This window comes from Methylolobus aquaticus, assembly GCF_054172105.1.
On sequence record NZ_JBSYXP010000001.1, the window covers coordinates 276,524 to 288,892 of the forward strand.

General features: G+C 62.9%; 11 protein-coding genes. 7 read left to right on the forward strand and 4 right to left on the reverse strand.

Annotated features, from left to right (window positions below; translation table 11 throughout):
* The first annotated feature begins 1,449 nt into the window (after positions 1–1,449).
* On the forward strand, positions 1,450–3,084 hold the full coding sequence (locus ACW73L_RS01250) for an FG-GAP-like repeat-containing protein (RefSeq protein WP_498919514.1): 1,635 nt from the start codon (positions 1,450–1,452) through the stop codon (positions 3,082–3,084).
* 278 nt (positions 3,085–3,362) lie between these two features.
* Here ACW73L_RS01250 and ACW73L_RS01255 read toward each other — a convergent pair whose 3' ends face one another.
* Together ACW73L_RS01255 and ACW73L_RS01260 are read right to left on the reverse strand one after the other, a co-directional pair.
* Positions 3,363–5,102 carry an NAD-binding protein gene (locus tag ACW73L_RS01255; RefSeq protein ID WP_498919515.1) on the reverse strand — a complete coding sequence of 580 codons (1,740 nt, stop codon included), beginning with the start codon at positions 5,100–5,102 and terminating at the stop codon, positions 3,363–3,365.
* A gap of 7 nt (positions 5,103–5,109) precedes the next feature.
* Positions 5,110–5,493, reverse strand: a complete 384-nt coding sequence (locus ACW73L_RS01260; RefSeq protein WP_129882463.1) for a DUF6394 family protein — start codon at positions 5,491–5,493, stop codon at positions 5,110–5,112.
* Between the two features lie 138 nt (positions 5,494–5,631).
* Between ACW73L_RS01260 and ACW73L_RS01265 the strand changes: the two genes are divergently transcribed.
* From ACW73L_RS01265 to ACW73L_RS01280, 4 genes are all read left to right on the forward strand, one after another.
* Entirely contained in the window at positions 5,632–6,219 is a 588-nt protein-coding gene (locus ACW73L_RS01265) for a chorismate--pyruvate lyase family protein (RefSeq protein ID WP_498919516.1), read from the forward strand.
* Positions 6,203–7,093, forward strand: a complete 891-nt coding sequence (gene ubiA, locus ACW73L_RS01270; RefSeq protein ID WP_498919517.1) for a 4-hydroxybenzoate octaprenyltransferase — start codon at positions 6,203–6,205, stop codon at positions 7,091–7,093. The genes ACW73L_RS01265 and ubiA overlap by 17 nt, the downstream gene beginning before the upstream one ends.
* A gap of 181 nt (positions 7,094–7,274) precedes the next feature.
* On the forward strand, positions 7,275–7,484 hold the full coding sequence (locus ACW73L_RS01275) for a hypothetical protein (RefSeq protein WP_498919518.1): 210 nt from the start codon (positions 7,275–7,277) through the stop codon (positions 7,482–7,484).
* A 126-nt stretch (positions 7,485–7,610) separates the two neighbouring features.
* Positions 7,611–8,051 carry an RDD family protein gene (locus ACW73L_RS01280; protein ID WP_498919519.1) on the forward strand — a complete coding sequence of 147 codons (441 nt, stop codon included), beginning with the start codon at positions 7,611–7,613 and terminating at the stop codon, positions 8,049–8,051.
* A 19-nt stretch (positions 8,052–8,070) separates the two neighbouring features.
* Here ACW73L_RS01280 and lptG read toward each other — a convergent pair whose 3' ends face one another.
* A complete protein-coding gene (lptG, locus tag ACW73L_RS01285; protein ID WP_498919520.1) occupies positions 8,071–9,141 on the reverse strand; it encodes an LPS export ABC transporter permease LptG in 1,071 nt (356 codons plus the stop codon).
* Positions 9,138–10,280 (reverse strand): LPS export ABC transporter permease LptF, encoded by a 1,143-nt coding sequence (lptF, locus tag ACW73L_RS01290; protein WP_498919522.1) that lies wholly within the window; start codon positions 10,278–10,280, stop codon positions 9,138–9,140. Before lptF ends, lptG begins: the two co-directional genes overlap by 4 nt.
* 103 nt (positions 10,281–10,383) lie before the next feature.
* Here lptF and ACW73L_RS01295 point away from each other — a divergent pair, with 103 nt between their 5' ends.
* Positions 10,384–11,886: a leucyl aminopeptidase gene (locus ACW73L_RS01295; protein ID WP_498919523.1), complete on the forward strand. Its 1,503-nt coding sequence runs from the start codon at positions 10,384–10,386 to the stop codon at positions 11,884–11,886.
* A complete protein-coding gene (locus tag ACW73L_RS01300) occupies positions 11,883–12,329 on the forward strand; it encodes a DNA polymerase III subunit chi (protein WP_498919524.1) in 447 nt (148 codons plus the stop codon). Before ACW73L_RS01295 ends, ACW73L_RS01300 begins: the two co-directional genes overlap by 4 nt.
* Positions 12,330–12,369: the final 40 nt, after the last annotated feature.

The following is a 12,369-nucleotide window of genomic DNA, read 5'->3' on the forward strand; positions in this document are numbered from 1 at the left end:
AAATAGTGAAGCTCGAGACTCTTTCGCGCCTGGTCGCGTTGGTATTGGTGAAGGTGATCGTCCTTTGAGGGCTCGTGCCGAACACTGCGACGCTGCCAAAATCCAGCTGCGCTACCGATATTTGAACGGCGCCCGTGACGGGCGAAAGGATGAAAAGAGAGAACAGCGATAAACGCAGTCGTCGAACTAGACTCATGCTGTATAACCCCCCCAGGTTACATGGATCGTGAAAGATGGAAGTGGCCCAATCCGGCGTCGTCTTGTTTGCTAGGAATACTCTGCCTCCGTGACTTCGCTAAGTTCAGTGCGGACTCATCCAACGGCCCGGCCGCCTATGTCGGGCAAGCTCGCCTCAGCCTTTCGCTCCTGTGATGCGATGATGGAGGCTTGCGAGGGACTCCAAGTCGCCTGTACCCCCTCGGTCTTGGCTTGGGCCTGGGCCCCGCTTCCGGTGCCAGGCATACACCAAAAGAGGTAAGCAAAAAGCACACCTGTTCGCGTTGTGGCGTTGATTTGCAGAGGTTACTGAGTGGTTTTCGGATCATTCCGCGATCGTCAAGATCCCAAAATGTCGTGGAAAGGCGACGCGCGCCCGCTCGGCTCGTGTCAGGGAGCGTCGGGAACATGCAGTTAGCCTGCCGTCCAGTGACTCACTCGCTTTGGATGTTTTGCAAAGAACGTAGCAAACCGCCGCGCGGAGGCGAGCGTTGAGATAACCAATGGCCACCGCGCGCAGCTGGGATCGCTGTCGGGGTTTGGCGACATGGGTATGCGAGGTGAGGCTTAAGCCTCTAGGTGAATGCCCGTCTTACCAACGCGGTAAGCAGGCTGTTTCCTGATGCGTAATTGCTTCCGATCTATCGTCTCGGGTTATCATCCACCCAAAGTAGTAGCCGCGGCTTTCCGCCGGTTCGCGTTCATCCGGGCATGTCATCCGGGCATGTCAGCGCGAGCCGAGCCGTGCTTCCAGCGTTCGGATTGCGGAGTCATCGCCGAATTTTCGCCCCAGCCGGGTCAACAAATGAGGCGGCGGTTCAGGCTTACGTTGCTGCCAATGGCATTGATCCGCCAACGCGCGGCAAAAGGTATATCGACGGGTTGCTGTGTCTTCGATAGCGAGCCGTGCACCCCTTTTGACATGGCGCGATCAGTGCTGGGGTGTGACCGACGGTAATCACGGTGATAGGTCCGAGGCCCGATTCATTAGCCAGCAAGCCAATTCACGGTGACAGATATGCAGATGATGGTCCATGCCAATCTCTGGCGTTGGCGCGGACATTGCTTAAGAGGCTCCTGGTCGGGACCTGGGGTCCTAATGGGAACGGATCGGGGTGCTCAAACGGTGCCTCAGTCTCTCGGATTGTCCGGAGGCTGCCCGTGCATTGAGTTGTAGGCCCGGCAGTGTGGTTGGGTGTATTTGTTTATCAAGAGATTGGGGGGCTGGTATTGATGGAAGCGAAGAAAAGACGCGAACGAATGGCCATTCTGGCCGGGTTGTGGGCGACAGGCATGCCGCTTCTGGCTGCGGCGGATGAAGGTTTGGTTGACATTGCTGCCGACGCGGGTATTGCCGAGAATACCCCTGCTTATCACATGGCGGTCGCCGATTACAATGGCGACGGATGGCCGGATATACTGCTGAATCGTCGCTGGGCTGTACCGTTCCGCCTTTACAAGAATGTGGGCGGAAGCTTTGTCGAGGACCTCAGCATCAATTTCGGCATCCGCGACCGCCTCGATTGCCAATGGGGCGACCCGAACGTGGACGGTCGCCTGGATCTATACTGCGCGCGCGGCGCATCGCATGGCACGGCCATGAAGGCCAACCAGCTTTGGATACAGCAGGCCGATGGGTCATTTCAGGAGCAGGGAATTGCCTGGGGTGCGATCGACCCCTACGGTCGCGGGCGCTCCGTCGGGTGGTTCAACTTCAACGGCGACGAATTTCCCGATCTGTTCGTCGGTAATCACTTCCCGCGAGCCGACGGCATTCCCAGCGCGAACCGTCTCTATGTGAACCAGGCGGGAACCCATTTCGCCGAGTTGGAAATCCCGGGCTTTACCGCTGAGCTGGGAGGCTATTGCGTCTACCCCGTCGATATGGACAAGGACGGTTTCGATGACCTGCTGGTCTGCGGCGGGGGTCGACTTTACATGTTCCGCAACACGGCCGGTACGGGTTTCGCGGAAATGGCGGCCGGTTTGGGGTTGGACAAATACACCCGCAGCGTGTTGGCGCCCGATGTGGACAAGGACGGGCAGCCGGATCTGGTCGTCGTCACCCCGCAAACGGTCAGCATTTTCCACGGCCGGGGTGGATGGAGCTTCAGCGAGCCCCAGGTCATCGGGGGTACGAACATGTACGACGCTGTCGCGGCCGATGTCGACGGTGACGCCGATCTGGACATTTACGTCTCGACCACGAATCCGATCGACAGGCCCAACCTGCCCGACATGCTGCTGCGAAACAACGGGGCCGGCGTCTTCGTACACGAAGCCGTCGCTTCGTCGGCCGAAGGTGATGGCGGACGCGTTGCTGCCATCGACCACGATCTCGACGGCCGTTCCGGCTTCCTGGTGGTCAACAGCCGCGGTGTCGGTCCCGGTGGGCCGGTGCAGTTCTTCGAGGACCCGGCGCCGATCGTCGTTCCGCCCTCGAATCTGGTAGTGAACGGTGACTTCGAGACGGGCACGCTGGCCCCCTGGGACAGTTGGGCCAGCTCTCTCGAACTGGTACAAGACGAGTTGCGCGGCGGCAGCTGGGTCGGCCGGGTGACCAAGGTCCAGGGCGGCGGGCAGACGATTCCCGTCAAGCCGAATACGACATATACACTCCGGGCTGTCGGTCGGGTGGATGTGGCGCATTGGGCGGCTGCTGGAATCCGATACCGTGATGCGCAGTGGAATCAGATCCCCAGTGCGAACAGGAATCTCGTGCCTTTCGGCACGGAATATGAGGAACGCAGCCTAACGTTCGTGACGCCGGCGAATGCCGCCACCGTCCTGGTGCAGGTGTGGAACGGGCCCGGCGGAACGGTCTGGGTCGACGATTTCTCGCTGGTCGAGGTGACCCAGACTCCCTGACGTTCTTCGCACAGCGCGGCGCGGGCAGCAAAGCCACGCCGCGCGCGGCCCTTCTTTCCGCGCCATAGGAGAGTTCCTTACGGGGCGCTGCTTGCGCCCGGGCTTTCAGTCACATACGAATTGTCGTTCCCCGAGATCGTCTGCTCGTGTGACGCTTACCTGGCCCCGACGGGGCGGACCCCGGCGGTCCAGGCCTGACTCCACGGCCTCTTTCCCCAGGTACTGTTTGGCACTCTCTCCACTGAGGTTGCCTCTGGCCGCCCGGGTTTGCGCCGCGTTCAGGCGGACGCGCCCTTCCAGCCTTTAAGGGCTTTTTGCCAGACCCAACCCGTTGGTACGTACCGACCGAAATACACATACTGCAGCACGTTGACGTTCAACACCGCGATGGCCTGACGGCGCTCGCAGGTGGGCGTGCCGGCGAACAGGATGTGGTCGCCGATTTCCAGCGCCGTGTCGGATGGCGGCATCACCAACTCGGTCCCGTCACGGCGGGTGATCATCAAGGCGACGCTGGGTAGATGCGCCTCGCGGTCATCCGGATCGCGGATCAGGTGGTCCAGCCGTAGCACGATAGAGGGTCGGCGGAGGAGATCGACGCAGGCCGGTGCGGCCGAATCAGTCAGTGCGATGGTCCAGATGGTAGGCACTTCGTGCGAGACGTGTGTGCGTAGTTTCAGCAAGGTCGCATCCGCCCACGCGTCATTCTGCGTGGCGACATGGCTCAGGAAGCGGGGTAACAGGGGCGTGTTGAGGCGCGCCAGGCATTCATGCACCACGACCGCGGACGAGGTCACCGTGATGTCCGACTGGAAGGCCTCGAACAGCACTTGCGAGATTTCGCGGTTCTGGCGCACGACGAAGAACAGGTCTGGCTTCATTTGCCGCGCAGCGACGACGATCGACAGATTGCGGATGTCGTCATCGCTGCCGGCGACGAAGCCGCGGGCGCTGTCGATATCCGCTGAAGCGATCAGATCGGACAGCGAGCGGGCGCTTGCGGCGGCGTCGGTCCACCCATGGGGGGGGGCTGGAACGCCGGCAGTGCGCGCGCCGCGTGAGGTCAGTCGGCTGACCACGGTCATGTCCAGACTTTGCAGGCGTTGCGTGACCGCATCCGCGAACAGACTCTCGCCATACACGATCCAGTGCCCGCGTGGCGGTTCCGTCTGACGGCCCAGGCTGGTGCCGGGCATCCCGGTGAGCCACTGCTGGAGCTGGTACGAGCCCGGCGACTCGATGGCCATCGCCAGGTAGTCCCCGAATTTCCGGTGTGGATCGATCATGTGGTCGACCCGGAACAGCGCCATATCGGCAGCCGTAGCCGGCTTGTCGGCCCGACCGAGTACAGTGATGTCCGGATTCAGCAGTCGGGCGGCTGCGGCGATGGCCAGATTGACCCGGTCATCGTTCGTCAGTGCCAGCACGGCGTGGCAGCAGCGATGGCGGAGTCCGGCCGTCAGCAGTATCTCGGGGTTGCACGCATCGCCTGTCAGCGCGGGCGCGTCCATGCGGTATCCGGCAACGTCGACCTCTGCCACGCGGGCGGCTTCCAGGTCGATGACGACAAAGCGGCGTCCCAGGTCGTCCAGCGCACGGCACAACAGGCTGCCCGTGTCGCCGTAGGCGCAGACGATGCAGAACGGTTCCGTCAGTCGCTGAACCTGCAGCCTGAAATGCTGCGTCAGCAACGCCTGACGAAACCAGGGATCCTGTAGCAGAGCCAGCAGCTTAACGAAGGCGTAGCTCCAGCCAATCACGGTCAGGTAGATGCAGAACGTGACCCACAAGCGCTGCGCGTCCGTAAAGGCATGGGGTATCTCACCAAAACCTATCGTCGTCGCGGTATAGCTGACGAAATAGAAGGCGTGCAGGAAATCCATGCGTACCGGGTGGCCAAGTTCGTCGGCCCCGGGAATGATCACCAGACCGGTGATCGTCAACGCGTAGATCAGGATCAGCGCGATCAGCGGCGCGCGCAGGCGCCGAAGAACCAGGAACAGGGAAGAGGGCGGCATCGTGTGCCTAGCGTCGCAGCATGATGGTTTCCGAAATCAGCAGCACGACCGAAATGATGTTGGCGAGCAAGGCGCCGCCCGACAGCGACACGACCGATATGGCCGTTTGCGGCGTGAACCCGGTCTGATGCACGTGGACGGCAATACCCCAGACCACTGCGGCTGCGATAAGCTGCAGATCGGCCACCAGGCTGGTGGACAAATGAATCGCACCGATCTGCGTGCGATCGCCAAGCTTCAGCACCGTCGCGATCAGGTTCACGACGATCGTCGCGAACAGCATATTCACTTCGTGATGCTCGGGGTGATCGATATCACCGATGAAAAAGCCGAAATTCAGCGTCGCCGCGAGCACGATGAAGAAACCGAATACGACTTTTTCCAGATTCATGGGGCTGCCTTGGCCGGAAGGGAATGGCGGCGATTGTAGCGGACATCGCGTCTGCACTCGAACGAGATGGCGCGGCGGCTGGACGGAAGCGCGGTGCCGTTTTGGTATACTCGCGGCCTTTCGCTGGACCTAGCCACCTTGCGTCACCGAAGTCTGCTGCTGAAGTCCGAACCGCGCTTCGGCGTGACCCTCTCCGGCCTGTCGGCCAGGGAGCATCCAAGTCTCAGGAACTGGCTGCAGGAACAAGGTTCGCTGACCCGTCGTCTGCGCGCGCTGTGCGGCCCCTCGTTCCGGGTTGCCGTACTGGGCGAAGCCTGGCGGCAACCGTTCCATGGCGAGGCCGCACGGCTCCGCAGTCATCCGCGAAGACGGGTTTGGACCCGCGAGGTCGCACTGCTCGCCGGGGACCGGCCGCTGATCGTCGCGCGCAGCCTGATGCCGCATGGGATGTTGCGCGGCCGGCATGCACCGCTGATCCGGCTGGGTCAGCGCCCGCTTGGTGACTGGCTGTTCACCAATCCCGATCTGACCCGTCTCGCACTCGAATTCGCGCGGGTCCAGCCGGAGCAATGGCACGGCTTGCCGCCGTTGGCCGATGCCGGCGGGACTGCGGTGTGGGGGCGGCGTGCGCTGTATCGGATCGGCCGCCAGCGCTTGCTGGTCTGCGAGTTTTTTCTCCCCCCCCTGTTTCGCCTGGAGGATGAGGCGCATGGTTACTCGGGCTGAAGCCAGCCGGCGCCCGTTCGAACGCATTCGGCTGTACTGGCGTCTGATGCGTTTCGATCGGCCGATCGGCATCTTCCTGCTGTTATGGCCGGCCATGTGGGCCCTCTGGATCGCCGGCGAAGGCAGGCCCCAGCCATCGGTCGTCGCGGTGATCGTGGCCGGCGTCGTGCTGATGCGTGCGGCGGGTTGCGTCATCAACGACTATGCCGATCGTGAAATCGACCCCCATGTCGAGCGTACCCAGGGGCGGCCCATCGCTGCTGGCCTGGTGTCGCCCCGCGAGGCCCTGTATCTGTTCGTTGCCCTGTGCTTGATCGCGTTCGGGCTGGTGCTGACGACGAATCCGTTGACGGTCGCCCTGTCGTTCCCCGGCGCGTTTCTGGCGGCCAGTTACCCGTTCATGAAACGCTACACCTACATCCCGCAGGCCTACCTCGGGCTTGCTTTCGGCTGGGCGGTGCCGATGAGCTTTGCGGCCGAGACCGGCACCGTGCCCGAGGTGGCGTGGAGTCTCTACGGCGCGACGATTCTGTGGGCGCTGATCTATGACACCATGTATGCCATGGTGGATCGCGAGGATGACCTGAAGATCGGTGTCAAGTCGACGGCGATTCTGTTCGGAGATCTGGACCGGATCACGATCGCGATGTTGCAGGCCTTCATGCTGCTGATGCTTTACGCCGTCGGTCGGAAGCAGGGCCTGCAGGTTTGCTATCTCGCCGGTCTCGGTGTGGCCGCAGCCCTCAGCGTCTATCAGCAGGTCTTGATCGCCAAACGAGAGCGCGCGGGCTGTTTCGCCGCCTTCCTGAACAACCACTGGCTGGGTGCGGTGGTATTCGCAAGTCTCGTTGCTGACTATCTGCTGCGGTCGTGACGGCGGTCCATGTGCCCTAAGGCGTGGGGCGCGGGGAACGTGTCCCCGGCGCTGGGTGTTTTCCGGAGCCCGCATCGTCTGGTAAATTGACCATGCCCCTGACGGGGAAATGAGGCCGGCCGCCGAATCCAGGCGGTCACACCGACGATAACGAAAAGATCACGGAGCGGGGGTTGCAACGATGTTCAAAATCAGGCTCGAAGGTTTCTTGGCACACCCGGTCCTGACGAGCCTGCTGGTGGCGGACGTCGGGATCCTGATGTTCCTGCCGATCGTGCGCCCGCCCGTGCTGCTGTCGATCGTGCTGATCGCGGGCCTGATCTATCTGTCCATGTTCTTCGGCGCGACCTTCGCAACGCCGCGGCCCACTGATGCCGCCGGGTCGGCGTAATCGGTCGACTGGCGGTGACCACGCCGTTTCCGTTAGCGGGCGACGCGCCGGCCAGACGGCAGTGCGCGTGGTCGCCACACCGGTTCGGCGAGCCTGGGCAGGGGCGGTAAGGCAACTGACCCACCCATGTGGAAACTGAAGTCGCTGCTGCGGCGGCTCGCCGGCCTGGTCTATGATCTGTTGCTGCTGCTCGCGGTATTGTTCGTTGCGACGGCGCTGATCCTGCCGTTGAATGGGGGGCACGCTTTCGGCTCGGGGCAATGGGCCTACCCGGTCTATCTTGGACTCGTGTCTTTTGGTTTCGTGGGCTGGTTCTGGACGCACGGCGGGCAGACGCTGGGCATGAAGGCTTGGCACTTGCGCCTCCGCACCGCAGACGGGATGGCGGTGGGATGGGCGCGTGCCGCGCTCCGTTTCGGTTCCGCCCTGCTGTCGTTCGCGTGCTTCGGGCTGGGCTATTGGTGGATCATGGTCGATCGCGATGGCTTGGCTTGGCACGACCGCCTGTCGGGCACCCGGATCGAGTTCGAACCCCGGTCGTCGCGCGAGGTGCGGTCCCGCACCTGAGCCGCCGATCTCGTCGGACTCAACTGGTCGAGGTCCGCCAGATCGCGAACAGCGCGAGGCCCAGCGCCAGCGTTGCCGGGAACGCGGACGAGAACACCGGATTCATGTCGTAGATCAGCCCGAGGTGACCGAACACCTTGTCGAACAGGTAGAAGCCGATACCGAGCGTCACACCCATCACGATCCGCTGGCCGGCGCTGACATCGCGCCGATAGTCGAGCACGAACGGCACCGCGACCAACAGCATCACCAGCGTGACCAGCGGGTTCACGATGCGTCCCCAAAACGCCTGCTCCACCGCCAGGGACTTTTGTCCGTTTTCCTGCAGATAATCAATGTAGTTCGACAAGTCCACGGCCGACAGGTTTTCCGGCCGGATGACGAAGGCGTTCAGCAGGTCCGGCGCCAGCACCGATGACCAGTCCGCTTCGGGGGTACTATCGACCTTGATTTCGTCCAGGCCGAATTGCGTTCGGTTCAGTTTCTTCAGGCGCCATTTCTCCCCGTCATAGATCGCGCGCTTGGCATGTGACGCGGAGTCCAGGCGACCGTAGGGGCTGAGTTCGAAGATGTTGATGTCGCCCAGATTCTCCTGCCGGGCGATCTCGCGGATATTGATGAAGACGTTTCCGTCTCTCAGCCAGAAGCCGTATTTGGTGCGTGACGCAATCTGCTGCCGCAGGGCGGCGGCCTTCAGTTCGGTCGCGGTGCGCTCGCTGATCGGTGCCACGTACTCACCGATCAGCGCCGTCACGAAGGCGATGATGATCCCGCCGCGCAATACGGCCCAGATGATGCGGGGGCGCGAGACCCCGGCCGCCTGCATGGCGACGAGTTCGCGGTTGTTCGCCAGGGCGCCAAGCGTAACGAGGCTGCCGAGCAGCGCGCCCGAAGGAATGAGCTCGTAAAAGTTACGCGGTGAGGTCAAGGTCAGATAGAGAAAGACCGAACCGAGGCCGTAGTCGCCGTCGCCGAGTTCGCCGAGTTCGTCGGTGAAGCTAAAAAAGTTCAGAAGTGCTAGCAGAATCAGCGTCGCGAGGATGGAGCCGCCGACTACCTGGGTCGCAATGTAGCGGTGAAGTATCTTCATGCCTTGATCCTGAACCCGAGATTCGACAGGAACCAGCGCCAGCCGACTTGGCGCATGAGGATGGCCAGGGTCAACAGTCCAACCGCGACATAGGCTGCTCCGAACGCAACCGGGATAGGGGCTTTTTGGGAGATCAGCATGCCGTGGGAGATCTTTTGCAGGTTTTCGTAGGCGATGTAGATCAGGAAAGCCTTGAGAATATTGCCCCAGGCGCCCGCGCGTGGCGGTACCTTGGCCAGCGGCACGGCCAGCAGGCCCAGCGTCAGGATGCCCAGGGGTATCGCCAGCCGTTTCTGCAACTCGGCGAGTTCCCGTGGTGTCCCTGACCGGAGCAGGCTCAGGCTGTCCCGGCCTTCCCGCTCGGTGCCGCGGCTGGTCGGATTCGGATCGTCGATGCGCACGGCATACTGTTCGAACTCGCTGACGACGAAGTCGGCGCGGCCGGGGACGCCCTGGTAGCGCGTCCCGTAGCTGAGCAGCACGAAGTGTTCGTCATTGTCGTTGGTCGTCAGCCGCGCCTGCTCGGCGATGACGACGCCGGTGCGCTCGCCGCTGCGACTCTGAACGAAGATGTTACGCATCGAGCCATCGTCTGCCAGTTCCTCGGCATAGAGGATCACGTCGCCCCGACTGAACTCGTTGAAGCGGCCGGCCTTGATGCCTCTGAGATCGGCACCTTGCTCATCGCGTTTCATCAGGGCCTGGGCCTGACGCTCCGACCAGGGCATGACCTGCAAGGCCAGGACGGCTCCCAGGATCGAGACCGGTAGTACGAACCACATCAGTGATTGGTAGGTGCGGGCCGGGCCGAAGCCGGCCGCGGCCAGCACGGCCATCTCGTTGTCACGGTAGAGGCGCCCCAAGACGACCAGGGCCGCCAGAAACGAGGCCGGGGGCAACAGCATGGAGGTCGCCGACAAAATCTTCAGCGCGAGCAGCGTGGACAGCGTTCCGCCCGACACCTCGCCTTCGATGGCCCGCGCGAGAATGCCCAGGAACTTGCGGCTGACGATGATGATCACCAGGACCGAGAGGATGGCCGCCAGGGTGCGGGCCAAATCCGCGAGCAGCATCCGGTCGAGCAGCGCAGGCAACTGCGGGCGCAGGCGAGCTCGCGGTTTGAAGGGCAGGGATTTCATAAGTAAGCTAAACAGCTTGTGGCCGGATCCGGGGTCTCCGCGATTGGCCGGCAACCCGAACTCGCTTACGGCTCATCTGAAACCCTCGATCACGGATTTTATCATGGACTATCACCTTAAGACCGATGCCCCGGACCGCGTCCCCAGCGACTGCCTGGTCCTGGGTTGCTACGAAGAGCGCAAGTGGCCCACGACGCTCGGCGCGCTTGAGGAACGCCTGGCCGAGAGCATCGTGAAGCTGGCCAAACGCGATCACTTCGAGGGGAAAGTAGGCGAGACGCTGCTGATCAATCCGCTCGACGGCGTCGAGGGCACCCGCTGCGAGCGCTTGCTGTTGCTGGGGCTCGGGAAACGAGAGGCGCTCGACATCGCGAAGATCCGCAAGGCGCTTGTCGCGGCAGTCAAGGTCCTGCGCGATAGCAAGGCCAAGAATGCGGCGCTATGGTTGCCGGAGCTCAGCATCGGCGAGCGGGTGCTGGATGCACGCGCGACCGTTCGGCTGGCGGTCGAGATTATCGAGAGTGGTACCTATCGTTTTGCGCGACTGAAGAAGGAAGCCGACGACAAGCCGGTGCGTCTCGGCGCTGTCACGTTCGTGACCGAGAAAGCCCACAAGGCCGCGGCCGAGCGTGGCGTGCGTGAAGGCGAGGCCATCGGCTATGGTATGCGCCTCGCCCGCGACCTCGCCAATCTGCCGGGCAACGTGTGCACGCCGACCTACCTCGGGACGGAAGCCGCGAAGCTGGTGGGCGATCACCCGGCATTGAAGGTCGAGGTGCTGGACGAGACCCAGCTCGAAGCACTCCGTATGGGGGCATTCCTGTCGGTCGCGAAGGGCAGCCGCCAGCCGCCGCGGCTGATCGTGATGGAATACCATGGCGGACCGGCCAAGGCGAAGCCGGTGGTGCTGATCGGAAAAGGCCTGACCTTCGATGCCGGCGGCATTTCGCTGAAGCCCGCTGCCAACATGGACGAGATGAAGTACGACATGTGCGGCGGAGCGAGCGTGATCGGTGTGCTGGCCGCAGTCGAAAAGCTGCAGTTGCCGCTCAATGTCATCGGTCTGGTGCCCGCGTCCGAAAACCTGCCCGATGGCAATGCAAACAAGCCCGGGGACATCGTCGAGAGCATGGCGGGCCTGACCATCGAAATCCTGAACACCGATGCTGAAGGACGTTTGCTGCTCTGCGATGCGTTGACCTATGCCAAGCGATACAATCCGACCGCCGTCATCGATATAGCGACCCTTACCGGTGCCTGCATCGTCGCGCTCGGACGTCATCCCAGCGGACTCATGGGCAATCACGATGCGTTGTGCGAGGCGCTGCTCCAGGCCGGCGAACGTTGCTGGGATCGGGTCTGGCGGCTCCCGCTGTGGGATGAGTACCAGGAACAGCTCAAGTCCAACTTCGCCGACCTTGCGAACATCGGTGGTCCGGACGGCGGCGCGATCACGGCCGGCTGCTTCCTGTCGCGCTTTGCCAAGGACTTCCCGTGGGCGCATGTCGACATCGCCGGCACGGCCTGGAAGACCGGTCAGGACAAGGGGGCGACCGGCCGGCCGGTGCCGCTGCTGATGCAATACCTGATCGAAAGCGCGGCATGACGCGCATCGATTTCTACGTGCTGCCCAGCGCGACCTCCCACGCCCGGCAGCTGACCGCATGCCGCTTGGCCGAGAAGGCCTATCGCGCCGGTCACCGGGTGTATCTGCAGACCGCGACAGCCCAGGACGAAGTGGCAGTCGATGAACTGCTGTGGACCTTCAAGCAGAATAGCTTCGTGCCGCACGCCCGCTGGTTGGGCGAGGGCGCCCCGGAGGTGCCCGTGCTGGTGGGGCATCGTCCTGCGCCGCCGTTCAGCGAGGATGTCCTGATCCACCTCGCCGAAGCCATTCCGGACGCGTACGATCGCTTCGAGCGCATCGCCGAGATCGTTGATGCGGATGCGGCATGCCGGGATGCCGGGCGCCGCCGCTATCGGTTCTACCGTGATCGCGGCCATACGCCGGTAACGCACCAACTCGCCGACAAGGACGATCCAGCCTGAGGGCCCGCGGCCGGAAGGCTGTGAGCCCGATGCGTCGATG